The organism is Paenibacillus sp. FSL H8-0548, assembly GCF_038630985.1.
In the GTDB taxonomy this organism is placed as follows: domain Bacteria; phylum Bacillota; class Bacilli; order Paenibacillales; family Paenibacillaceae; genus Pristimantibacillus.
On record NZ_CP152049.1, the window covers coordinates 6,822,116 to 6,846,151 of the forward strand.

General features: G+C 45.4%; 20 protein-coding genes and 1 pseudogene. 2 read left to right on the forward strand and 19 right to left on the reverse strand.

Going from position 1 to position 24,036, the window contains the following annotated elements:
• The first annotated feature begins 34 nt into the window (after positions 1-34).
• Positions 35-1,459 (forward strand): VanW family protein, encoded by a 1,425-nt coding sequence (locus MHI37_RS28770; RefSeq protein ID WP_076336291.1) that lies wholly within the window; start codon positions 35-37, stop codon positions 1,457-1,459.
• 603 nt (positions 1,460-2,062) lie between these two features.
• On the opposite strand, the gene argH is transcribed toward MHI37_RS28770, so the two are convergent.
• The 7 genes from argH to argC all read right to left on the reverse strand — a co-directional run bounded on the left by argH (position 2,063) and on the right by argC (position 10,187).
• Positions 2,063-3,478, reverse strand: a complete 1,416-nt coding sequence (gene argH, locus MHI37_RS28775; protein WP_076336292.1) for an argininosuccinate lyase — start codon at positions 3,476-3,478, stop codon at positions 2,063-2,065.
• Between the two features lie 26 nt (positions 3,479-3,504).
• Positions 3,505-4,734: an argininosuccinate synthase gene (locus tag MHI37_RS28780; protein ID WP_076336293.1), complete on the reverse strand. Its 1,230-nt coding sequence runs from the start codon at positions 4,732-4,734 to the stop codon at positions 3,505-3,507.
• A gap of 49 nt (positions 4,735-4,783) precedes the next feature.
• Positions 4,784-5,743 carry an ornithine carbamoyltransferase gene (gene argF, locus MHI37_RS28785; protein WP_076336294.1) on the reverse strand — a complete coding sequence of 320 codons (960 nt, stop codon included), beginning with the start codon at positions 5,741-5,743 and terminating at the stop codon, positions 4,784-4,786.
• A gap of 42 nt (positions 5,744-5,785) precedes the next feature.
• Complete coding sequence (locus MHI37_RS28790) at positions 5,786-6,988, reverse strand: acetylornithine transaminase (protein ID WP_076336295.1); 1,203 nt, start codon at positions 6,986-6,988, stop codon at positions 5,786-5,788.
• A gap of 5 nt (positions 6,989-6,993) precedes the next feature.
• On the reverse strand, positions 6,994-7,779 hold the full coding sequence (argB, locus tag MHI37_RS28795; protein ID WP_076336358.1) for an acetylglutamate kinase: 786 nt from the start codon (positions 7,777-7,779) through the stop codon (positions 6,994-6,996).
• Positions 7,780-7,830: 51 nt separating this feature from the next.
• Positions 7,831-9,072 carry a bifunctional ornithine acetyltransferase/N-acetylglutamate synthase gene (gene argJ, locus MHI37_RS28800; protein ID WP_076336296.1) on the reverse strand — a complete coding sequence of 414 codons (1,242 nt, stop codon included), beginning with the start codon at positions 9,070-9,072 and terminating at the stop codon, positions 7,831-7,833.
• A gap of 65 nt (positions 9,073-9,137) precedes the next feature.
• On the reverse strand, positions 9,138-10,187 hold the full coding sequence (gene argC / locus MHI37_RS28805; RefSeq protein WP_076336297.1) for an N-acetyl-gamma-glutamyl-phosphate reductase: 1,050 nt from the start codon (positions 10,185-10,187) through the stop codon (positions 9,138-9,140).
• A gap of 384 nt (positions 10,188-10,571) precedes the next feature.
• Here argC and MHI37_RS28810 point away from each other — a divergent pair, with 384 nt between their 5' ends.
• Positions 10,572-11,078, forward strand: a complete 507-nt coding sequence (locus tag MHI37_RS28810) for a hypothetical protein (protein WP_076336298.1) — start codon at positions 10,572-10,574, stop codon at positions 11,076-11,078.
• 578 nt (positions 11,079-11,656) lie between these two features.
• Here MHI37_RS28810 and MHI37_RS28815 read toward each other — a convergent pair.
• The 12 genes and pseudogenes from MHI37_RS28815 to MHI37_RS28870 all read right to left on the reverse strand — a co-directional run bounded on the left by MHI37_RS28815 (position 11,657) and on the right by MHI37_RS28870 (position 23,863).
• A complete protein-coding gene (locus MHI37_RS28815; protein WP_076336299.1) occupies positions 11,657-12,541 on the reverse strand; it encodes a YitT family protein in 885 nt (294 codons plus the stop codon).
• A gap of 87 nt (positions 12,542-12,628) precedes the next feature.
• A protein-coding gene (gene prfB, locus MHI37_RS28820; protein ID WP_144023644.1) for a peptide chain release factor 2 occupies positions 12,629-13,736 on the reverse strand; the annotation gives its coding sequence in 2 pieces (ribosomal slippage) (positions 12,629-13,663 and positions 13,665-13,736; 1,107 coding nt in all).
• 67 nt (positions 13,737-13,803) lie between these two features.
• Positions 13,804-16,311 (reverse strand): preprotein translocase subunit SecA, encoded by a 2,508-nt coding sequence (gene secA / locus MHI37_RS28825; protein ID WP_076336301.1) that lies wholly within the window; start codon positions 16,309-16,311, stop codon positions 13,804-13,806.
• 139 nt (positions 16,312-16,450) lie between these two features.
• Positions 16,451-16,996, reverse strand: a complete 546-nt coding sequence (gene raiA / locus MHI37_RS28830) for a ribosome-associated translation inhibitor RaiA (RefSeq protein WP_076336302.1) — start codon at positions 16,994-16,996, stop codon at positions 16,451-16,453.
• 233 nt (positions 16,997-17,229) lie between these two features.
• Positions 17,230-17,427: a cold shock domain-containing protein gene (locus MHI37_RS28835; protein ID WP_028608231.1), complete on the reverse strand. Its 198-nt coding sequence runs from the start codon at positions 17,425-17,427 to the stop codon at positions 17,230-17,232.
• 196 nt (positions 17,428-17,623) lie between these two features.
• Positions 17,624-17,960, reverse strand: a pseudogene (locus MHI37_RS28840) (type II toxin-antitoxin system PemK/MazF family toxin).
• On the reverse strand, positions 17,957-18,226 hold the full coding sequence (locus tag MHI37_RS28845; RefSeq protein ID WP_144023645.1) for an AbrB/MazE/SpoVT family DNA-binding domain-containing protein: 270 nt from the start codon (positions 18,224-18,226) through the stop codon (positions 17,957-17,959). The pseudogene MHI37_RS28840 and the gene MHI37_RS28845 overlap by 4 nt, the downstream one beginning before the upstream one ends.
• Positions 18,227-18,450: 224 nt before the next feature.
• Positions 18,451-18,789, reverse strand: a complete 339-nt coding sequence (locus MHI37_RS28850; RefSeq protein ID WP_144023646.1) for a hypothetical protein — start codon at positions 18,787-18,789, stop codon at positions 18,451-18,453.
• On the reverse strand, positions 18,749-19,174 hold the full coding sequence (gene fliS, locus MHI37_RS28855) for a flagellar export chaperone FliS (RefSeq protein WP_076336305.1): 426 nt from the start codon (positions 19,172-19,174) through the stop codon (positions 18,749-18,751). The genes MHI37_RS28850 and fliS overlap by 41 nt, the downstream gene beginning before the upstream one ends.
• Positions 19,175-19,185: 11 nt before the next feature.
• Positions 19,186-21,063 (reverse strand): flagellar filament capping protein FliD, encoded by a 1,878-nt coding sequence (gene fliD, locus MHI37_RS28860; protein ID WP_144023647.1) that lies wholly within the window; start codon positions 21,061-21,063, stop codon positions 19,186-19,188.
• A gap of 9 nt (positions 21,064-21,072) precedes the next feature.
• Positions 21,073-21,492 (reverse strand): flagellar protein FlaG, encoded by a 420-nt coding sequence (locus MHI37_RS28865; RefSeq protein ID WP_076336307.1) that lies wholly within the window; start codon positions 21,490-21,492, stop codon positions 21,073-21,075.
• Positions 21,493-21,619: 127 nt separating this feature from the next.
• A complete protein-coding gene (locus tag MHI37_RS28870; protein ID WP_076336308.1) occupies positions 21,620-23,863 on the reverse strand; it encodes a flagellin in 2,244 nt (747 codons plus the stop codon).
• Positions 23,864-24,036: the final 173 nt, after the last annotated feature.

The window sequence follows — 24,036 nt, forward strand, 5'->3', positions numbered from 1 at the left end:
GAAAGGAGTGTTTCCTATCGCAAAACGTCTTCACATGGCTATTATCATCGTCGCCTCTCTGCTGCTCATTGCAGCTGTCGGCTGGGGAGTTGTCTGGAATTACGCCCTTCAAAAAACCGTTCCCGCTGAGGTAGACGCAGGCGGCATTCAAATTGGCGGCATGCCCGTTGAAGAGGCGCTTGCGCTGCTTGGACAATATGAGAACTCGCTGCTGCAGCGAACGATTACTATTCATAATGAAGCAATGAAAGCTGACAAAAAGCAGTGGACAGCTGCCGAGCTTGGCTACATAGCTAAATTTCAAGGAGCTCGCGAAGCTATAGCGAAGCTTGATGAAGGAGAGATTTGGGAAAGGGCTGTTTATCGTTATCATTTTCAAAAATCGTACACACTGACTCAAAGCTGGAACCCTGCTGAATTCGATGCTGCGGTTCGAAAGCAATGGAGCTGGATTGAAAAAAACGAAACCAAAAACGCCTCTCGCACGATAACAGACGATGATAAGGTCGTTTATGAGCCTCATGTCGATGCCTATCGTCTTGATATCGGGAAGCTGACAGCCACATTAGATGCATGGGTTATCGTGAAGAAGGAGCAAATTGGCAAGCCAGTAGAACAAGCCTTTGAAGCTGAGCTTCCAGTTGCAGCAGTTCATCCTGAGGTAACGCTGGAGATGCTGAAGGATGAAGGCGTTGAACGTAAAATTTATGAGTTTTCAACTGACTTTCGTACGAGCGCAGAAGGTCGTGCCCATAATGTAACGGTGACCGCCTTAGCTCTGAACGATTGGGAGCTTGCGCCAAATGAGGTGTTCGACTATGGCAAGCTTATCGCAAGAGCAGAAGAGCTTTACGAATATCGAGAGGCCCCTGTTATTTTGAATGGAAAGCTTGTACCGGGAATTGGCGGGGGGATCTGTCAGGTTTCCAGCACACTATATAATGCCGTCCTTCGAACGGGCTTAGAAATTGTAGAACGACGCAACCACTCCCTGCCTGTTGCCTATTTGCCGATAGGCCAAGATGCCACCTACGCTGGAGGCGCTATTAACTTTCGTTTTAAAAATACGACCGGCAAGCATCTCATTATTCGCACCGCAGTGGAGGATCGCAAGCTTACCGTCAAGCTATTCGGTACGATGAATGAGAATGAACGATACGATATCGAGTCTGTCACACTCAAAACGATTGCTCCAACCGTTCAAGAAAAAAGCAGTACCCGCCTATCTCCTGGTCAGAAGGTAACCGTAGAGAAAGGCAAAGAGGGTTATATCGTTGAAACTTTTCGTACGCTTGTGCGTGACGGGAATGTCGTGTCGAGAGATCGCGTATCTCGTGACACCTACAAATCACAGCCTACCTTAGTCGAGGTTGGCGCCATGAACAACAGCGGCGCTCCGTCACCGACACCAGCTCCGCCGTCCCGCACCGCACCTCCACTGTTGGAGGATGGGATCTAGGATGGGGATCTAGGATAAGGATCTAGGTTAGAAACAAGCTAGAAATAGCTTAGAGATAACTTAGAAATGAATACGACGAGCAGTAATCGGCTCTGCTGAACTGCATTTTATTTTCACCAGACTCACTCCTGTAGCTTAATTAGCTGCTGCGCTCCTTCAGCTGTTTTTACCTTTGACCATGACTTATTCAGCTACATTGTACTTTCTGCAATGGATTTAGCTTTTCATCGTCACTTCTTCAGCTACATTGTACTTTCTGCAATGGATTTCGCGTAATTGGCCTTTTTAGCTCTGATTTTCCACTATTCTTCTGCATTTCTGCCACGTAGCCTCCCTAATACCGGCCCATGTCAGGTTTTCATTGCAGAAACTGCAGTAGAAAAGGATCTTTACTTAAAGTAGTCATCACGATGCCAACTAAGTAGAAACGGCTGTCGCCGTCCTTTGGCGGCGTGCTGCGCGTTTCATTCCGAGAAATATAGAGAAAGTATGGTGAAATGATATACTTTCCTACATTTGATCAAATAAAAAGCAGTTCAGCTTACGCCTAAATCGGCTCTGCTGAACTGCTTTTTATTTTCACTAAATTTAAATATTACTTTACTATCTGCTGCGCTCCAAATACTCTGTCACCCAAGCGGCTGTCTGCTCAAGCACGAGGTCGGCACGGCCGATGGCATCCTGTACCTGCGTCTTAGCTGTTCCGCCGTAAACATTGCGAGCATTAACCACCTGTTCAGGTTGAAGCACTGCATAAATACGATCATCGAACAAGGAGGAGAAAGTTTTAAACTCCTCCAGCGTCAGATCTAGCAAATATTTGTTTTGCTCGATGCAATACAATACCGTTTTGCCGATTACTTCATGCGCCTGGCGGAAAGGCAAGCCTTTGCCTACGAGGAAGTCAGCGATATCTGTCGCATTCGAGAAATCCTGGTTAACCGCTTGACGCATCCGGTCCTTATTGACCTTCATCGTAGCAATCATCGGAGCAAACAATTGAAGAGCGCCTTGCAGCGTCTTCACGGTATCGAACATACCTTCCTTGTCTTCCTGCATATCCTTATTGTAAGCAAGCGGCAAAGATTTAAGCACCGTGAGCAAGCCTATTAGGTCGCCATAAACACGTCCGGTTTTGCCGCGTACAAGCTCAGGCACATCCGGGTTTTTCTTTTGCGGCATGATGCTGCTTCCTGTGCAAAAAGCATCATCCAGCTCAACGAAATGAAACTCTGTGCTTGACCATAATATAAGTTCTTCACTTAGTCGAGATAGATGCATCATAATGATCGAAGCATCAGCAAGGAACTCAACAATGAAGTCGCGATCGCTTACAGCATCCAGGCTGTTTTCATACACGCTGTCGAATTTCAATTGGCTCGCCACAAAATGGCGATCAATCGGGAATGTCGTTCCCGCCAAAGCGCCAGCACCAAGCGGAAGCACGTTGATACGCTTGTAGCTGTCCTGTAGACGCTCGATATCGCGTCCAAACATCGAAACATAAGCCATCAAGTGATGGGCAAATAGAATCGGCTGAGCACGTTGTAAATGCGTATAGCCAGGTACAATGGTGTCGATGTTGGCTTTCGCTTGATCGATAAGCGCCGATTGGAGCTTGTAGAGCATATCAACAAACTCAACCACACGCTTGCGAAGCCACAAATGCATATCCGTCGCCACTTGGTCATTCCGGCTACGTCCAGTGTGCAGCTTGCCGCCTACTGTGCCAACATCGTCAATAAGTGTCTTCTCGATATTCATATGAATATCTTCGTCTCCGATGGAGAATTCGATATCATTGCGCTTGATGCGTTGTAGGACGCGATGCAAGCCATCCTTAATTTTCTCAACGTCATCAGCTGGAAGAATGCCTTGCTTGCCAAGCATCGTTACATGCGCAAGACTACCTTGAATATCCTCTTCAGCCAGTTCCTTGTCGAACATGATCGAAGCTGTATATTCCTCTACCAATTGGTCCGTTTTTTTCGTAAAACGTCCGCCCCATAATTTGCTCACCGGTTCGTTACACTCCCTTGTAAACCTTATTTATTGCTAACTGCAGAGGATACCTTCAGTCGCAATGCGTTCAGACGGATGAAGCCTGTCGCATCACCTTGATCATATGCTTGAGATGGATCTGCTTCCATCGTTGCAATGTCAGGGTTGTACAAGCTGACTGGGCTTTTCACACCTGCTCCGATAACATTACCTTTGTATAGCTTCAAGCGAACAACGCCGCTCACGTTATTTTGCGATTCAGTCACAAGTGCTTGCAGAGCAAGACGCTCTGGCGCAAACCAGAAGCCGTTATATACGAGCTGGCTATATTTTGCAATCAATGAGTCACGAAGATGCATAACCTCGCGGTCCATCGTTAATGATTCCATTTTGCGATGAGCAGTGAACAGAATAGTTCCGCCTGGTGTTTCGTACACTCCGCGGCTCTTCATACCAACGAAACGATTCTCAACCATATCGACGCGCCCAATACCATGCTTGCCGCCTAGCTCATTGAGCGTATCCATAACCTCAAGGGGGCTAAGCTCCTTGCCGTTAATTGCCGTACAATTGCCCTCTGCGAAAGTAAGCTCAACATATTCCGCTTTATCTGGCGCATTCTCTGGAGATACGCTGAGCACATACATGCTCTCGTTCTCTTCGGAGCTAGGATCAAACCAAGGATCCTCCAGCATGCCGCTCTCAAAGCTGATATGCAGCAAGTTGCGGTCTGTCGAGTATGGCTTCGCTGCTGATGCAGTAACTGGAATGTTATGCTTCTCTGCATAAGCGATCATTTCTGCACGGCCTGGGAATTCTTCACGGAATGCTTCAAGGCGCCAAGGCGCGATTACACCGATTTCAGGAGCCAAAGCAGCGGCTGTCAGCTCAAAACGAACCTGATCGTTGCCTTTGCCTGTTGCGCCATGCGCGATGTAAGCCGCACCTTCTGCACGAGCAATATCCACCATGCGCTTAGCGATTAGCGGACGCGCAATAGAAGTTCCGAGCAAATATTGGCCTTCATACAGTGTTCCCGCTTGGAACATAGGGTAGATGAAGTCCTTTGCAAATTCTTCACGAAGATCATCGATATATACTTTGGATGCGCCTGTTGCCAGTGCTTTTTCTTCCAAGCCATCGAGTTCATCCTTTTGACCGATATCCGCTGTGAACGCAATAATTTCAGCATCATAGGTTTCTTTCAACCATTTGAGGATAACCGATGTATCCAAGCCGCCTGAGTAGGCAAGTACAATTTTTTCTTTTGCCATAGTAGTATTTTACTTCCCTTCGAATATAATTATATTTTAATCAATCCAATTAGGACATGATTGCAGCCATAATCGCTTTTTGTGCATGAAGACGGTTCTCCGCTTGATCAAAAATAATCGAACGATCGCCGTCGATTACTCCCTCGCTCACTTCTTCGCCACGATGTGCTGGCAAGCAGTGCATGAAGAGATAATCCTTTTTCGCATATTTCGTAATCGCTTCGTTTACTTGATAAGCAGCAAATGCTACCTCGCGTTCCTTCTGCTCTGCTTCCTGCCCCATGCTCGCCCATACGTCCGTATATACGATGTCAGCATCAGCTATCGCTTCTTTTGGATCGCGGCAAATATGGATTTGTGTACCCCACTGTGCGGCATGGTCCTTCGTTTGTTGAATGATATCCGCGTCAGGCTCGTAGCCTTCAGGTGTCGCTACTGACATATTGAGACCAAGCTTAGCTGCGCCCATTAGCAAGGAATGCGTCATGTTGTTGCCGTCGCCGATATATGCAATTTTCAGGCCTTCTAGACGACCCTTTTGCTCAAGGATCGTTTGGTAATCAGCAAGTGCTTGGCAGGGATGTGATAGATCCGTTAAACCATTAATAACAGGAATCGTCGCTCCGCGAGCCAGCTCTACTACTTTACGATGTGCAAACGTCCGGATCATAATACCATCCAGGTAGCGTGAAAGCGTCTGGGCTGTATCCCAAATCGTCTCGCCGCGACCAATCTGCAAATCATTTCCGCTAAGGAAAAGTCCTTGTCCACCCAGTTGATACATACCAACCTCGAATGATACACGTGTACGTGTTGAGGATTTTTCAAAGATCATTCCAAGCGTCTTCCCTTTTAGCACATCATGGGCTTCGCCTGCTTTTTTCTTTTTCTTCAAATCAATAGCAAGGTCTATCAAGTAACGGATTTCCTCCGGCTTGAAATCAACCAGCATTAGAAAGTCGCGCCCTTTTAAGCTTTGCGCCAATTCCTCTTTTACAGTTCCTTGCATGGTAAAAGCCCTCCTTCTAGTTAAAACCATCTGCTTGCTTATTTAAATGGCCGACCGTTTCTCTTCCAATAGTTCTACCAGAATCGCAACAGCAGTGTCAATTTCTTCATCAGTAACAAGTAAATTTGGCAAAAGACGAATAACATTCGGCCCTGCCGATATCGCAATTAGACCGCGCTCCTGCGCCTTATTCAGAATTTCCGCAATGGGCTCCGCACATTCGATACCAACAAGCAAGCCAAGTCCGCGAACCTCATGGACAAAAGCATTTCCAGCAAGCTTCTCGCGAAGCTGTGAAATCAAATAATTTCCTTTTTGCGCTGCGCGCTCAGATAACCCTTCACCTACAATAGTCTCTAAGGTTGCTTTGACAACCGCAGTTGCTATCGGCGTTCCTCCGAAGGTTGAGCCATGGCTACCTGCACTAAAACCTTCGCGAAGCTTCTCTTTTGCTGCCATTGCACCAACAGGGAAGCCGCTGCCAAGCCCTTTGGCCATTGTGAAAATATCTGGCTCAATACCGTAATGCTCATACGCGAACAGCTTGCCCGTGCGTCCCATTCCGGTTTGAATCTCATCTACAATAACTAGAATGCCTTGCTTCTCGCATAAAGCAACAAGCGCCTTCAAGTATTCAGGATCAACAGGATAAATTCCGCCCTCCGCCTGCACCATCTCCAGCATTACTGCTGCGGTCTGATCCGAAACAGCGGCTTCAAGCGCAGCCAGATCATTTAATGGAATGGTTTTGAAGCCTCCCGGCAGAGGAGCAAAACCTTCCTTAACCTTCGCTTGACCTGTTGCAGTAAGCGTTGCAAGGGTGCGTCCGTGGAACGATTGGTCGAAGGTTATAATTTCAAAACGACCATTGTTCAGCACCTTCTGATTATAGCGACGCGCCAGCTTAATAGCTGCTTCGTTCGCTTCAGCGCCCGAGTTGCAGAAAAAAACAGCATCCGCACAGCTATTGTCAGTAATCAGCTTGCCTGCCTCTGCTTGGTTTGGAATATGAAATAGATTGGAAACATGCCACAGCTCATCAAGCTGTTTAATGAGTGCTGCTTTGATTTGCTTCGGCGCATGCCCAAGATTTGTAACGGCAATCCCGCTCATAAAATCAAGGTATTTGTTCCCCTTGTCGTCCCATAGCCAGCTTCCCTCACCCTTAACCAATGCCATTGGATATCTTGCATATGTAGGAAACAGAGATTCGTCAGCACCAACTGCTGTTTTTGTTTCACTCATCGAATTTACACCCGCCCTTCATTCGTCTGTACAATACGCGTACCAACGCCGCCCTCGCGAACAGCTCTCGTTAGCACACCAGGCTCCTCGCCGCTTACTATAACTACCTCACGAACACGTCCTTGTATGCACTGAATCGCTGCTCGTACTTTCGGAATCATGCCGCCGTAAATTTCACCGCTCTCGATCATCGCTTCAATCTCAGCTACAGTGACCACTGGGAGCACCTGCTTCTGTCCATCCACTGTTTTCAGTATGCCTGGAACATCCGTCACAACAATCATACGCTCCACGCCCAAATGAGACGCAACCGCTCCTGCTGCCGTATCTGCATTAATATTGTAGCGCTGGCCTTTTCCATCGATACCGATGGGGGCAATGACCGGAATATAGCCCATGTCCATGATCCCTTCAATGATCGCAGCGTTAACGTCCGTGACATCTCCAACAAAGCCGATCTCTGCTGCATTCACAACAGGCTGTGCTTGAATGAGCATCCCGTCTACCCCGGACAATCCCAGCGACTTTGCGCCATTGATCTGGATTTTGCGAACAATCTCTTTGTTGATCCGGCCTGCAAGCACCATCTCAACGACATCAAGGACCGCATCACTCGTTATACGCAGACCATTAACAAAGCCCGTCTCAATGCCAAGCTTTCCGAGTGTTTCTGATATTGCAGGACCGCCTCCATGCACGATGACCGGAAAAGTTCCAGAGAGCTGCAGCTCTCTTAGCTCATCAAAAAAGCTATTTGGAAGCGCCGCTAGTGTGCTGCCTCCGCATTTCATTACAAATCGTTGCTCCGTCACTATTCCATAACCTCCAAGCCTCTTCTTTGCTTAAGTCCGATAGGCCGCATTGATACGAACATAGTCATAGGTCAAATCACAGCCCCAAGCTGTTGCCTGCCCTTCGCCATGGTGAAGATCAACACGAATAACTACGGTATCGCCCTTCAAATAATCCAGGGCAGCTTCTTCGTCGAAAGCGATAGGACGGGATTGCTCCAATGTCAAAATATCACCAAGTCGAATGTCGACCGTCTCTGGATTAACCGGCTGACCTGCACGGCCTACCGCCGCGATAATCCGACCCCAGTTCGCATCTGCTCCGAATACAGCAGACTTCACGAGCGATGATCCAATAACCGTCTTCGCAATGGCTTGCGCCGAATCATCGCTTATTGCACCATTTACCTGTACCTCAACGAGCTTCGTAGCTCCCTCGCCATCACGAGCAATTGCTTTCGCCAGTACCTCGCATACATGACGAATTGCAGCAGCAAACGCATTCCAGCCCTCGTGTGCCTCGTTCAGCTCCTTATTGCCAGCAAGCCCGCTCGCCATAGCTACAAGCATGTCGTTCGTGCTCGTATCTCCATCAACTGTAATCATATTGAACGTTAAATCCGTCGATTGTCGAAGCAGCTGTTGAAGTGCTTCACTGCCAATAGCAGCATCTGTCGTTACGAAGCCAAGCATCGTCGCCATATTGGGATGAATCATGCCTGAGCCCTTCGCGGCACCAGCCACAGAAACTTTTTTGCCATCGAGCTCAAGCTCGACGCATACCATTTTCTGAACCAAATCTGTCGTTAGGATCGCTTGGCAAAAATCCTCTGCGCCTTCACGATTTCCATCCAGCTTTGCCGGTAGTCCATCAATGCCTGTCCGTACTTTATCCATTTTCAGGTTCTCGCCAATTACACCTGTAGATGCAACCGCTACTTGGTCAGCAGATACGCCAATTAATTCAGCGAACCTTGCGCCCATTTCATAAGCGTCAGCTTCACCTTGCTTGCCTGTGCAGGCATTCGCGTTGCCGCTGTTAACGATTACGGCACGAAGCAAACCGTCTGAGCCGATGCTATCACGCGTCACCTGAAGCGGAGCAGCTTGAAATGCATTCGTTGTATACACACCAGCTGCCGCAGCTGGAACCTCGCATACGATTGCCCCTAAATCGTAACGCGTTGTTTTTTTGAGACCGCAGTGGAGTCCACCTGCTTTAAAGCCTTGTGGCGTTGTTATCGAGCCGTCCGCGACGACCGAGAACAACGCTGCTGAATTGTCCTGTCCCATTGTAAGATCGTATCTCCTTCACCAGTATAAGTATGATTACTATGTTTATAAGGTATATTTGTTTATTACGGATAAACAGGAACAAACTGCAGTCCAAGCGTCTCGTCCCAGCCCATCATTAGATTCAAGTTTTGGATCGCTTGACCAGCCGCACCTTTAACAAGATTATCAATAACGGATACGATCGTTACACGACCTGTACGTTCATCAACCGCAAAGCCGATATCACAATAATTAGAGCCCCATACTTCCTTCGTAGACGGCCACCCACCTTCTGGACGAATCCGTACAAATTTACGCCCTTCATAATAAGTACGATATAGCTCTATAAAATCGTTCGTGCTCCGCTCGCCTTGAACCGTAGCGTACATGGTGGACATAATTCCCCTTGTCATCGGTACGAGGTGAGTCGTAAAGGTTGTCACGACGGGCTTATTAGCCGCATCTGACAATACCATTTCGATTTCTGGAATATGTTGGTGCTGATTCAGCTTATAAGCTCTTAAATTTTCATTTAGCTCTGAATAATGGGTACCCAATGAAGCTCCGCGCCCCGCTCCGGAAACGCCGGATTTTGCGTCAATAATTATTGTAGACGGATCAATCCAGCCTTCCTTCACTGCTGGAATTAAACCGAGCAGTGTCGCTGTCGGGTAACAGCCCGGGTTGGAAATGAAAGGTGCATCCTGCACTTGATCGCCATATATTTCAGCCAGACCAAATACGGCTTGCTTTAGATAAGCATCATCCGCGGCCGGCTTTTTATACCATTTTTCATATAAGGCAGGTGATTTCAAACGGAAATCCCCTGACAAATCAATTACCTTCAAGCCAGCCTCAAGCAGCGTTGGAACGAGCTTCGATGCAACGCCAGCAGGCGTTGCAAGGAACACAACATCCGCCTTCTCTTTAATGGAAGCAGGTTCTACATCGTCAAGTAGCTCTTCGCGGATACCGATTAAATGCGGATAGCCCTCCGAAATAGAAGTACCTGCACTGGAGGAGGAAATGACCGAGGTCACCTCTGCCAGCGGATGAGATGCGAGCAATCGAATGAGCTCTACACCGCCATATCCGGTTGAACCGATTATTGCTATTTTCACCTTTATGCTCATGTTAATCTCTCCCCGAAACTAGATGCTGCACAGCTGAAGCTAGCTTGCAATGCAGCTCTTTCTATTGCTCTTTCCGCAAGCGGAAAGCTTGTATTCTTCCCCAGCTTATAATTGTACAACATTCGGCAGTTGATGGAAATACACACATTGTTTCGTATTATTATACATTTTAATTAATAATAATACAACGAACGTTTATTGACTTTTTTGTCCAACGTATATTCCGATTTCTTATGACAATTTTTTAAAAACAAGAACACCTGTTCCCTTTTTATGTTATCATAAAACTAGCATAAATGATATACTATTTGCAACCAGAGTTATATGAGCGGCGAGCCACCCGAGCAAACACACCAGCCATACCATTTAAAGGAGGATACCAGCATGGAAGAGCAAATCCTACAACAAATTCTCGACAAGCTCCAATCATTTGAGGAAGAACAGAAGGAAATGAAACAGACGCTCAACAAGCTCGATTCTATTGAGAGCGAGCAGCTTCAAATGAAACAGGCGCTCAACAAGCTCGATTCTATCGAGAACGAGCAGCTTCAAATGAAACAGGCGCTCAACAAGCTCGATTCTATCGAGAACGAGCAACTGGGAATGAAACAGACATTAGATGAAATGAAGCAAGCCATTTTTGAAATGAAGCAGGAGCAGCATACGACTAATCACAGGCTTCATCAAATTGAAACCTTGGTTGTTGATATCCCATTGGTCCGTCAGGCAACACTGGAGACACTCGAGATATCAAAACGAATCGAAACCACTGGGGCAAGCTTTGAACGAAAAGTAGCCGCCGAGCTGAACACGCATGGTTTCGGAATCGATATTTTAAACCGAGAACAGCTCATCCTGAAAACAGAAATTGAAAAGCTAAAACGAAAATAAAGCTATAAATTCTTAAATCGCCAAACCTGCTTCAACCTACAACCAACTACTCCATAACCCGCTCGGACTAAATGACATTTAGTCGCTAGGCAAGGGTCAAAGCTTCCGTAGCTTGCTGACAAGGCGCGGACAGCTTGACTCTTGCCTAATATTCCTCGGTAAAATAACCAAGATTCATCAGAACAACCTGCTCACCAGTGAGCATCCTTCTTCGTTCTACTTTGTTCAGCAACTTTGTTCAGAAGACTAGCTCATTTATCTTTTATTCCCTGCTACGCTGCACTTTCTACAGTAGAATAGCTCTTTTTCCGTTCTTCACCTTGCTACGCTGCACTTTTTACAATAGATTCGCTCGCTTTCATCAAATCCATCCCAATATGAGCAGTTTCTGCTGCATGATTACAATGTAGCTTCGACTTTTGAGTATGATGTAAGGTTTCTGTTGTATTTTGTGCAGTAGAATCCTCCGTTTACCGTAATATTTCTTACTACGCATTTGTACGAATGACGAATAGCGCGCAATAAATCACCTTTCGGTCTCCAACTTCATCCAGGTCCCCTACAAATACCTGCCTCAATCAGCTATCCAGCTTGAAGCCTTGCCCCAGTACCTCAGCCGTATTACTTATAATAACGAAAGCACCCGGATCAATCGCCCGGACAAGCTGCTTAAGCTTCGGCACCTCATTTTGCCCAACGACTACCATTAGTACCGTTCGCCCAGCACCTGTGTACCCCCCGTGGCCATCCAGCCGAGTCAAACCCCGATCCAGATCGTGAAGGATGGCTTCGGCTACCGACTCCGATTCTTCGCTAATAATAAAGGCGACCTTAGAGAGCTGCAGACCGCTTTGGACAAAATCAATCGTTTTGCTCGTCACGAACAAGCCAATCAAAGCATAGAGCGCGACCTCAGGCGATATGATGATCCCTGCTGCAATGATCACACACCCATCAAAGCAAACGATCGCTAGACTAAGCGGAAGCCCTGTATAACGATGTAAAATTTGCGCAGCTAAATCCAGCCCGCCTGTCGATGCCCCACCACGAAAAACGAGTCCTAATCCAAGACCTACTCCGATGCCGCCATATATGGCCGCAAGCAAAGGATTATCCGTAGGGGATGGCCAGCCATTCGTCAGTAGAACAAACAACGGCAGTATGACTGAGCCAAGCGCTGTTTTGAGACCAAACCGTTTGCCAAGCAGCCAAAGGCCTACAATAAACAACGGAATATTAATCGCCCATTGCGTGAGCGCCGGAGTAATTCCTGCCATTCTTTGCACCAGAATCGATACCCCCGAAACACCGCCAGACGCGATGCCATTAGGCACCATAAACATATTAAAGCTAATAGCCACAATCATTGAACCAATCAGGAGCTGGACAATACTCCAAACCGACTGAGCTCTTGGACTTAAGGTACGCCCGCCTTTTCTACGTTTTACTGTCCCCTCATTCATGCCGTGTATCTCCTCGCAGGCTGATTTTCGCAAAAAGAAGAGCTCCACACGAAAACCGTGTTGGAACTCTTCCCCAGAGTAATACTCTTATTCATGACGAATCTGATGGCGCAAATAGCCATCAATAAACGCGTCGATATCTCCATCCATAACTGCACCTACGTTACCTGTCTCCACCGATGTACGGTGATCCTTCACCATGCTGTAAGGGTGAAAGACGTAAGAACGTATTTGACTGCCCCAAGCGATCTCCGATTGGTCTCCTCGAATTTCCGCTAGGTGCTTGATTTGCTCTTCAATCTTCCGTTCATAAAGCTTGGACCGTAGCGTTTTCATTGCCTTTTCCCGGTTTTGGATTTGTGAGCGCTCCTGCTGGCAAGCTACAATAATGCCCGATGGAATATGTGTAATTCGGATCGCTGACTCCGTCTTATTGACGTGCTGACCGCCCGCGCCGCTTGCTCTGTACGTATCCACCTTCAAATCCTCTGGTCGAATCTCAATTTCAATACTATCATCGATTTCCGGTACAACATCACAAGAAGCGAAGGATGTATGCCTGCGGCCCGCAGAATCAAACGGAGAAATGCGGACAAGCCTGTGCACGCCTTTCTCAGCCTTCAGATAGCCATAAGCGTTGAAGCCCTTAACGAGAATGGTGACACTCTTGATACCGGCCTCATCGCCAGGCAAATAATCAAGCAGTTCTACCTTGAAGCCGCTCTTCTCCGCCCAGCGCGTGTACATTCTGTAGAGCATTAGCCCCCAGTCCTGCGACTCGGTACCGCCAGCGCCAGGATGCAGCTCTAGAATCGCATTGAGCTTATCGTAAGGCTGATTGAGCAGCAATTGAAGCTCAAAGTCGCTTATCTTCTTCATAAGCTTCTCAACGCCGCTCACGACGTCTGCTTCAAGCGACTCATCGCTCTCCTCTTCGGCTAGCTCCAGCATCATCTGCAGCTCTTCCTGCTCGTTATTCAGCCCATCATAATGATCTACGACGGACTTCACTGCATTCATCTCGGAAATTACGCTTTGCGCTTTCTCATTGTCATCCCAAAAATCAGGAAACGTCATTTTTTCTTCGAAATTCGCAATAATCTCTTGCTTAATATCTAAGTCAAAGAGACCCCCTGAGCTCTTGGAGACGCTTAGCCATTTCACGCAGGTCTTGTTTAACCGTTATGTCTATCATAGCTACCGCTTCACCTCAAAATTTTAGTTGATCATTAACCGTATGCTGCGCCGCCTAACATCGTTCCTTACTTGCCGTGGCACTGCTTGTATTTCTTGCCGCTGCCACATGGACAAGCATCGTTGCGGCCGACACGCTCCTCGCGCTTAGCAGGACGCTTCTCTACCGCTTCACCGCCGCCGCTCGTTGTTGTCGTTTGGCCTTGCGCTACTTCTTGACGCTCTAGATTGCTCTCTACGCGCGCCTTCATGATGTATCTCGCAACTTCTTCTTGAATGTTCTCGATCATTTCCTTGAACATCTCGAAGCCTTCAAATTGATATTCACGAAGAGGATCTGTACCGCCATATGCGCGTAAATGAATACCTTGACGAAGCTGATCCATGGCATCGATGTGATCCATCCATTTGCTGTCTACAGCACGCAGCACAACAACCTTCTCGAACTCACGCATCGTTTCAGGTCCAAGCTCTGCCTCGCGCTCATCATACGAAGCAACAACCTCTTCGAAAATATAATCGCTAATCTCAGACTTTTCCTTGCCCCAAATTTCTTCCTTGGAGATCGCGCCTTCTTGCAGGAACGTAGCGTGCGCATAATCGATAATCGCTTGAAGATCCCACTCCTCCGGAATATCCTCAGAACAGTGTGCTTCAACGATACGTTCGATAACCGGCTTGATCATATCCATAACTTCCTGGCGGATATTTTCGGAACCAAGAATGTCGCGGCGCTGCTTATAAATAACCTCACGCTGCTGATTCATAACATCATCATATTGCAAAACGACTTTCCGAATGTCGAAGTTATTGCCCTCAACACGCTTCTGAGCGGATTCAATCGCTCTTGAGATCATCCGACTCTCGATAGGCTGATCCTCATCAAGACCTAGCTTGTCCATCATGCCCATAATATTTTCAGAACCGAAGCGACGCATCAGCTCATCCTCTAATGATAAATAGAACTGCGAAGACCCTGGATCGCCTTGACGTCCTGCACGACCACGAAGCTGATTATCAATTCGACGGCTCTCATGCCGCTCCGTACCAATAATATGCAAACCACCAATATCGGCAACTGAATCTCCCAGCAAAATATCGGTACCACGACCAGCCATATTCGTTGCAATCGTCACAGAACCCGATTGTCCAGCACGAGAAATAATTTCCGCTTCCTCTGCATGGAACTTCGCATTCAGTACCTTATGCGTTACGCCTCTGCGTTTCAGCATATCAGATAGCTTCTCCGAATTTTCAATAGAGATCGTACCAACAAGCACTGGTTGATTCTTACTATGACGTTCAACAATTTCTTCTACAACGGCTTTGAATTTACCGAGTTCGGTCTTGTAGACGACATCTGCAATATCCGCACGAATCATAGAACGGTTTGTAGGCACTTGAATGACATCGAGCCCGTAAATCCGTTTGAACTCTTCTTCCTCTGTTTTCGCCGTACCGGTCATACCTGCCAGCTTGCGATACATACGGAAGTAGTTCTGGAACGTTATCGTTGCAAGTGTCATACTTTCGTTCTGAACCTTCAGCTCTTCCTTAGCTTCAATCGCTTGGTGCAAGCCATCGCTGTAACGGCGGCCCGACATAAGACGGCCCGTGAACTCGTCAACAATGACAACCTCTTCTTCCTCAACAACATAATCAACATCGCGCTTCATAATGAAATTCGCTTTCAGCGCTTGTTGAATATGATGGTTAAGTGTAACATTCGCATGGTCGAATAGGTTCTCAATTTGGAAAGCCTTCTCTACCTTTTCTACGCCTGATTCAGTCAGCATTACGCTGCGCAGCTTAATATCAATCGTAAAGTCCTCTTCGGGCTTCAAACGAGCAATAAATCGATCAGCGGCAAAATAAAGCTCTGTCGACTTCGCAGCTTGTCCAGAAATAATAAGCGGCGTTCGAGCTTCATCGACAAGAATCGAATCCACTTCATCGATGATGGCAAAATAAAGCGGGCGCTGAACCATCTGTTCCTTATAAAGCACCATATTGTCACGCAAATAATCGAAGCCGAATTCATTATTCGTACCGTAAGTAATATCACAAGCATAAGCCTCTTGCTTCTCATCATGCGACAAGCCATGCAGGTTACAGCCAACAGTCATGCCGAGAAAGCCATACAGCTCTCCCATCAATTCGCTATCACGCTGTGCTAGATAGTTATTGACAGTAATAACGTGGACACCTTTGCCGAGAAGTGCATTTAAATAAACCGGAAGCGTCGCAACAAGCGTCTTACCTTCACCCGTTCTCATCTCCGCAATTTTACCTTCATGAAGAACGATACCGCCGAGTAATTGCACATCAAAATGACGCATACCTAGCGTACGCTTAGATGCTTCTCTTACGGTTGCAAAAGCTTCAGGCATAATTTTTTCCAACGTCTCGCCCTTATCAAGTCTTGCTCTGAATTCCTCGGTTTTAGCACGCAGCCCTTCATCCGATAAAGCTGTAAATTTGGATTCCAGTGCATTTACTTCATCTACTGTCCGTTGAATCCGTTTAACCTCGCGCTCGTTATGGTCACCAAATATCTTTTTCACTAATCCGAGCATGGAATTCCCCTTTCATAATGACAACTCTTTGCCTTAAATTGTATCAGTTTGTAGAGATCGCCGCAACGAGGATGCTTGGAAAAGAAAAAGCCTTTCTCCAAAAAGGAGAATAGGCTCTTTAATTTAAGTATAATTGCGGCTAGCCCTGCTCAATTAAGCCATATTTTCCATCACTTCGTTTGTATACAACACTTACCTCTTTGTTGTCTACATTCGAGAAGACGAAGAAACTATGTCCAACCATATTCATTTGCAAAATCGCTTCTTCTACATCCATCGGCTTGAGTGCAAAGCGCTTGGTACGTACTAGCTCCAAATCGTCTTCTTCCTCTAGAACGCCCACTGCTGAGCCTTCTTCCTTGAATAAGGCGCGTACGCCGCTGTCTTGGCGGAATTTGCGATTCACTTTTGTTTTGTGCTTACGTATTTGTCGTTCGAGTTTGTCAGCAACCAAATCTATCGATGCGTACATGTCCTCGCTTTTCTCTTCGGCTCTTAGCATAACGCCGGTAAGTGGAATGGTCACCTCTACTGCATGTTTACCTTTGGTGACGGATAGTGTTACGTTAATATCGGAGGTGATTGGTGCTTCGAAATATTTATCCAATCGGCTGAGTTTTTTTTCGACGTATTCTCTCAATGCGTCTGTCACTTGAAAGTGTTGACCTCGAATGTTGTAGTTCATGGGGAACTCCTCCTTTACATGGTATTATTATATCATATGTAAGCGCATAGATCAAAATAGTTTTTATTTTATTTAGAATTTTCAGATAATTATAACTAAAAATTAATAGAATCGTCACAGCTGGAAGTACTGCCCGCAGGCCATCCACAAAAAAAAGCCCCGGGTTACCGGAGCTTTGTATATGCTGCTTGTTTAGTGATCCAAATGATAGGTTGGCTGGATCAGCCGGATAATTACAATTTGACTACGTTAGCTGCTTGTGGACCACGAGCGCCTTCAACGATATCGAATTCCACGGATTGGCCTTCTTCAAGTGTTTTGAAACCTTCAGTTTGGATAGCGGAGAAATGAACAAATACGTCGCCGCCTTGCTCAGTCTCGATAAATCCATAACCCTTCTCTGCGTTAAACCATTTAACTTTACCTTGCATGTGCAAACATTCCCTTCATCTTCAAATACTGTGAGGCATCTCATTGTATAGCCCACAATTTGACTATAACACCCACTTCACGGAATTGTCAAACAATTTATTGTAAGCGGATTCAACCTATAGGTGGCGGGCATTTATGCTTATCGTTTTATGTCGAAAAAACAATTTATATAGCTTCATTAAGGTTAATATCTGGTTAGGCTAGAATTGCTCGAGTATTGCGAAGAACTGCCTTCATGACTTCCGAATCATTCGAAATGCTGCCAACGACTTTAATTTTGCGCTTTCTCACATCTAAGCTTTTTAACTGATCAGTTAGAACCACTCCAGTAAACGGGAGACCTTCAGGGAGCAGAACCTCAAAGGCATAGTCCTTTGCTTGGTTAGTGATAGGACAAACAAGAGCAAAACCTGTCAATTCATTAAAAATCAGCTTCAGACAATACAATGGCAGGAAGTCGACCTGCTTGCTCTCGACCCGCTTGTGGATCAAAATCAAGCCAAACCAAATCGCCGCATGTTGGGATGATCACAACAATTCGTCCCCTTCAACACCTAAATCTATCTCTTCATGTCGCGGAGATCCCGGCTTAATTTTGGAAAGGAGCATTTTCATATGATCACGTAATTCTTCTGATGTTTCTGATGCCTTTTTTAAGGGACGAATTAATATTTCATTATTGACAGTGACCATGATTTGCAGCTCCGCACCTTCCTCTAAATTCAGTTGCTTAAGAAACTGACTTGGAATTCGTATAGCGCTGCTATTCCCCCATTTGCTCAGTGTCGCTGTTGTCATAAGAATCAAATCCTCCCCATATATATAATCCAAGTATATATCACCTCAATTATGTTGTATATACATAGGATATACATTAACAGCTGTTTTGATACTATTTTAAATGATAAGAACAAAACAACTATTTAGATCATCCACTAAGCGTTCCTTATATTTAGATTCATATAATCTCCTAATATAAAAAAAGCCGCCCAAGGGCGGCTCAACAGAGTATGCTTATTTATTTATTGCTTGCTGTCGAAAAATACACTATCATCTCCGTAAGCGGGTGAATCATACGCCGACTTGGAACGTTTGCCTTGATTTATTTTTTCGATTTCAAATAATGCAGTATCACGTAGAAGTGTCATTCTGCTAGTAATAACAGCATCCATCTCGGCAATGCGTAGAACAAGAGGTCGAAAGGCTACTACTTGGTCAGAAGCGGGTGTCAAATGCTGCAAATCTGTAAACACCCTATCTCGCTCCTGCATGTAAGCTTCGATATCCTCTAGCCCGCTAGTCTCACCCTGCGAAATAAGATCAGACGACAGTTGAATGAGTCGCTGCAAAGTTGCTTCCACTCGCTTGCCCCGCTGACTGATTAAATTGTTTTGCAGCTTGATACCAGGTTTCTTTCAGCTCGATCAGATGGTTCAGCACTTCTTCGGCAGGCTCCGTCTTCTTACTGATGTTCGCCTCCGTTAGTCGCATATTGAAATAATCGTATAATTTCAATAAATTTTCCGCAACTGGTGACGTACGGTCAATCGTAATAATAAATTCATTAATAATGGCTTGTGTTTTTAGGAAACCAGTATTAGCATCTGAATAATTGCCGTTCTTGATTCCTTCGATACCCTGACGGCAAAAACGAATTGCACCATCATATAGCATAATGAGTAACTGCTGTGGAGTAGCCGTTTGTACTGTTGTCTGCAAATATTTATTACGCTGTTGAGCAAGCATCTGTTATCCCCCTATGTGCTAAATTGCTGACTTAACCATGCGCTTTGAGAGTTCATTTTATCTAGATAGGTTTCCATTGCGGTGAATTGGCTGTAATACCGTTTTTCTAAGTTCTCTAACCGTAAAGTCATTGCGGCAATTTGTTCATCATAACGCAATGATTCTTTGCCCATTGCATAGTTGTTTTCGAGCGCTGTTGACGTACCCGCTTTTTCCGTAATTTGCTTGAACAAAATTGAAGCTTGATCATACAATCGAGTAGCAATGCCGTCACCGGAGCTTGTAGCTGCATCTGTAGTAAACAAAGCCATCACTTCATCCGGTTTCTCAGCCAAAGCGGCCTTGAGCTTCGTTTCATCAATATAAAGCTTACCTTTGTCATCATACGATCCAGATATTGTAGAACCGCTGATATTGGTATTGGAAATTCCGATGTCTGAAAGACTTTTCAACTGCCCAAGCGGTAGTCCGCTTAACGAATCACTCAAAGCGCGTCGAAGCGACTGAAGGCCATTGGAGAGTAATGGGTCATTTGCAAGCGTCCCTGCTTTAGCAGCAGTTTCCCACTTTTCTATTTCCTTCTCCGTCATATCTTCTTTCTGAGCATCGGTCAATGGTGGATAATCACGGTCACGCTTCTGTCCTATTCCAGTATTGACCGCTTCAATAAGCTCGTTATATTTATCTACAAACTTTTTAATTGTATCATATACTGCGTCAACATCTTGAGTAACTCCCACTGTCACTTCTTCAAAAGGACTTGCCTTCTTCAGCGTAAAATTCATACCGCCTATAGCGACCGTATTGGAGCTATACTTGCCGCTAACACCATTAAAAGTAACTTCAGCATCATTACCGTTCGTTGTTTTGACCGAATAAAAATCCTTGGGAACTGATGTCGAGCTTGTCAAACCCAAAGATGTCAGTAATGCATTGCTTGAATCATCGCTGAAGCCACTTGCATCCAAAGCTTTATTTGGGTCATTAAAAGCTAGTTTACCTTCAGACGATAAATATGCTGTAGCACCCGAAGCCGTTCCTATTTCTTTATTAATGTTATTAATTAGCTGTCCAATGGTCGTTTTATTGGTGATATCAAACGTTTTCTCATCGCCGTTTACTGTCATTTTAAACTGCTTCGTGCCTGTCAACTCAGAGTTGATCACGGATAAAGAGGAAGTAAAGGCCTTATCACCCTCAAATACCTGCCCTTGAGATGTAGTGCTTCCACTGAGGTTAAGAAAATCATTAATCTTCTGGTCTTGCATGCTTAATGATATATTAGAAGCGTCTCCTGTTGCAGTAGAGACAAAAAACATCGTGTCCAGCTTCTTGTCATACGTAACTTTAACACCGGTTACAGAAGACTTGCTGTTCACTGCAGCAGCAAACTGCTCTAACGTATCTGTGGCCTTTATTGAAATTGTCGATGTACCCTTCTCTCCGCCAATGGTAAATCCGGTTTCGCCGGTCCAAGCCGCATCGGTTAATTCACCTAGAGTGGACACCTGGGCTAACTTTCCTTCTGATAATTTCCCCGTACTTAAAGATCCAGCCGAAGCCAATTTGTCAACCGTAAATTTATACTGTCCTTCATTAGCATTAGCCGTTCCCGTAACGGTAACAATACTTTCATTCGACGAGGTTACTTTTTTTGATAAATAACCTGTTTGCAAAGTCATATCGAACGCTGCGTTTTTAAAATCTAAAATTTTGTTGTTCAGCGTACGATAATCGTCACGCTTCCATTGGAGCAATTGCTTTTGCTGTTGGACTTTTTCCATCGGAATCCTGCGTGCATCCATCATTTGTTTAATGATCGTATCGTAATCGATGCCCGAGGATAAACCTGAAATGCGATTTGCCATGATATTATTTTCTCCTTTCAAATATTCAAATTAACGTTTCTCGTCAATTATGATACCGGCCATTTCCCATAGCTTGGCGATAAAATCAAGCGACTTTTCAGGAGGAATTTCGCGAATGATATCTCCAGTATCGCTATCTAGAACTTTAACCGCAATTCGCTTTGTTGGTTCATGAACAGTGAACTCCAAAGATGTCGCTTTGCCCTGCATGCTCTTCATAGCACTTTCAATAGCTTTAACCACTTGTTCTTGACTGATCGTGAAGCTATCACCCTTAAGCTCCGCATTCTTTAGTGCTGCGACGTTGTTAATCATCGACGGCACTCGCTGCAAGGAATTACTGTTGGCTATAGCGGTTTGATCATTATTTACTGTCGATTCTGAGCTGCGTAATATAGACCGTTCTTGTGCCCCAGTATGACTGCCTGAGATCGACAAATTCGTATTCATACAAGCCCCAACCCTCCATGGTAAAATTCTTATTACCCTATATATCGGAATCCTATTTGAATTGTGTTATAGGAAATAAAAAAAGAGACTCTGAAATTCCAGAGTCTCTTGGTCGTACGAGTACATATTAACCAAGCAATTGAAGAACGCCTTGCGGCTGTTGATTTGCTTGTGCAAGCATCGCTTGTGCAGCTTGGGAAAGGATGTTGTTCTTCGTGAACTCCATCATTTCTTTCGCCATATCTACGTCGCGGATACGGGATTCAGCAGCAGTCAAGTTCTCGGAAGAAGTTCCCAAGTTGTTGATTGTGTGCTCTAGACGGTTTTGAACAGCACCAAGTTTCGAGCGTTCAGTGGATACCGAGTTAATTGCTGTATCAAGAACACTAATTGCGTTAGCAGCGCCAGTAGTAGTTGTGATGTCTAGGGAGCTTTCTACAAACTTATTATCTGTACCGTCAGTAACATTAGAAGAAGCGCTAAAGCCTGTTCCCGCTCCTGTGATACCAAGTGCACCAGCTCTCATATCAGCAATCGATAGAGCCATAGTTTGGTTTTGGTTTGAGCCGATTTGGAAAGTAAGCAATTCGTTCTCAGTTGCTTTACCTGTCGAGTTAAGACCCTCAAGTCCAAGTGTAGTAGCAAGCTCATCACTAGCACCCACAACTTCAACACTCGATGCTGTACCTGTTAGAGTCGAAGAGATCTGAAGTTTGTTATCTTTAATAGATACTTCAAAATCAGTTGCTCCAGCAGCTTTTAATTGATTTGTAATTTCATCTTTAACTTGTGCTTGAGTATACGCAGTACCTTTCGTGAAGGTAACAGTCGCAGCTTGACCATTTACTTTCAAATCTAACGTGTTGTCTGCTACAGATCCGGCATCATGACCAGTTGCTGTAGTAACATCTAGGCCTAATTGTGCAGCTAGCTCACCAGTACCAGTAACAGCTATTGCTGTAGTAGTCGATGCTGTAGAAGCAATTTTCACTTTTCCATCTGTATCAATGCTCGCAACAAGATCGTCAGCAGCCAATTTTGTGTTCAAGTTTGCGATAACAGCATCTGTGTCCGCATAATTACCCGCATCTAGAGTGTAAGTTGTACCATTAATTTCGATATCTTTGTTGTCTGCTCCAGCTGCAGCATTAGTGCTTGTTGCGAAACCAAGACCAGTTGCAGCATTACCACCAGTTACCGAAACATTCTCAATACCAGCGCCTGCAGTGAATACCAGTTTGTTGCTCGCATCAAATGATGCTGTAACGCCTACTGCACCAGCAGCAGTTAGCTTAGCATTAATATCAGTTAGGAATGTGCCCTGATCAGTAGCATCTGTTAAGTCGTATGGAGCACCAGGTTCGGTAAGCGCAACCGTATACGATTGGTCATCTACTGATAGTGTAAGCTCATTTGCCGCTGCAGTAGGCGAGTAAGTTGTAACCGCCGTGCCGCCAGTCGCAGTTGCATCAGTAGCACCAATTCTGATTGCACCTGCTTGACCTTGAACAGAAGTAGCCGGATTCGCGTTGTTGCCAATGAATGTATCAGCAAAGCCACCGCCAGTTACGGAGATAGAAGCTGCACCAGCGCCTTTAACTGTAGATTCAATTACAATTTTACCGCCAGAAATTGAAGCTTTTGCATCAAGACCGTCAGTAGTCAGCTTAGTGTTCAAATCAGTAAGAGCAGCATCAAGGTCTGCGCCTGTCAAAGTATAAGATTTCTCAGTACCACCAACATTAATCGTAATCTCATCTTGGTCAGTAGTGAATGTATCAGCACCAGTTACGGCAACTCCACCAGTCAAAACGGATTTTGTATCTTCTGTTTGTAGATTAGCGGCATTGCCAGCTTTTGCTCCAGCGAACGTTTCAGCTACATCATTCAATGTAAGGCCTGTAACTGCAGCTGTACCACTTACGGATGCGCTTGTTGCTGCTTTATAATCGAAATCACCTTTCAACAAATCCTTGTTGTTGAATTGTGTTGTTTTACCAATACGGTTGATTTCAGAAGTAAGCTCATTAACTTCGGATTGAAGCTTCTGGCGATCTTCAGTTGTATTCGTATCATTCGCCGATTGAACAGCAAGCTCACGCATACGTTGCAAGATGCTGTGAGTTTCGCTCATCGCGCCCTCAGCTGTTTGAATAAGAGAAATGCTATCTTGCGCGTTTTTGGAAGCCATATCCAAACCGCGGATTTGAGCACGCATTTTTTCGGAAATAGCTAGACCTGCTGCATCATCGCCAGCACGGTTGATTTTCAAACCGGATGATAGTTTCTCAAGGTTCTTGCTAGTACCTGCTTGGTTAGCACCCAATTGACGGTGAGTGTTTAGAGCTGCGATGTTGTGATTAATACGCATTTTAATTTCCTCCTTGAAATAAGTTCGAATTTCCGCATCCTTGCGGAAGCTTACGATATATAGGTCGGCCGCCCCATTATCGCGCTACTATATTTATCGAACGCTAGCCCTTAAAATTTAATAGCAGATTCAAATAATATTATATTTTTTAAAAATTTGTCGATAAATTGAAT

Excerpts from the sequence above, each read along its gene's own strand:
- MHI37_RS28770 (WP_076336291.1), top strand. The coding sequence starts at position 35 with ATGGCTATTATCATCGTCGCCTCTCTGCTGCTCATTGCAGCTGTCGGC.
- MHI37_RS28780 (WP_076336293.1), bottom strand. The coding sequence starts at position 4,734 with ATGGCAAAAGAAAAAATTGTACTTGCCTACTCAGGCGGCTTGGATACA.
- argF (WP_076336294.1), bottom strand. The coding sequence starts at position 5,743 with ATGCAAGGAACTGTAAAAGAGGAATTGGCGCAAAGCTTAAAAGGGCGC.
- MHI37_RS28790 (WP_076336295.1), bottom strand. The coding sequence starts at position 6,988 with ATGAGTGAAACAAAAACAGCAGTTGGTGCTGACGAATCTCTGTTTCCT.
- argB (WP_076336358.1), bottom strand. The coding sequence starts at position 7,779 with ATGAAATGCGGAGGCAGCACACTAGCGGCGCTTCCAAATAGCTTTTTT.
- argJ (WP_076336296.1), bottom strand. The coding sequence starts at position 9,072 with ATGGGACAGGACAATTCAGCAGCGTTGTTCTCGGTCGTCGCGGACGGC.
- argC (WP_076336297.1), bottom strand. The coding sequence starts at position 10,187 with ATGAGCATAAAGGTGAAAATAGCAATAATCGGTTCAACCGGATATGGC.
- MHI37_RS28810 (WP_076336298.1), top strand. The coding sequence starts at position 10,572 with ATGGAAGAGCAAATCCTACAACAAATTCTCGACAAGCTCCAATCATTT.
- MHI37_RS28815 (WP_076336299.1), bottom strand. The coding sequence starts at position 12,541 with ATGAATGAGGGGACAGTAAAACGTAGAAAAGGCGGGCGTACCTTAAGT.
- secA (WP_076336301.1), bottom strand. The coding sequence starts at position 16,311 with ATGCTCGGATTAGTGAAAAAGATATTTGGTGACCATAACGAGCGCGAG.
- raiA (WP_076336302.1), bottom strand. The coding sequence starts at position 16,996 with ATGAACTACAACATTCGAGGTCAACACTTTCAAGTGACAGACGCATTG.
- MHI37_RS28835 (WP_028608231.1), bottom strand. The coding sequence starts at position 17,427 with ATGCAAGGTAAAGTTAAATGGTTTAACGCAGAGAAGGGTTATGGATTT.
- MHI37_RS28845 (WP_144023645.1), bottom strand. The coding sequence starts at position 18,226 with ATGACAACAGCGACACTGAGCAAATGGGGGAATAGCAGCGCTATACGA.
- fliS (WP_076336305.1), bottom strand. The coding sequence starts at position 19,174 with ATGCTTGCTCAACAGCGTAATAAATATTTGCAGACAACAGTACAAACG.
- MHI37_RS28865 (WP_076336307.1), bottom strand. The coding sequence starts at position 21,492 with ATGAATACGAATTTGTCGATCTCAGGCAGTCATACTGGGGCACAAGAA.
- MHI37_RS28870 (WP_076336308.1), bottom strand. The coding sequence starts at position 23,863 with ATGCGTATTAATCACAACATCGCAGCTCTAAACACTCACCGTCAATTG.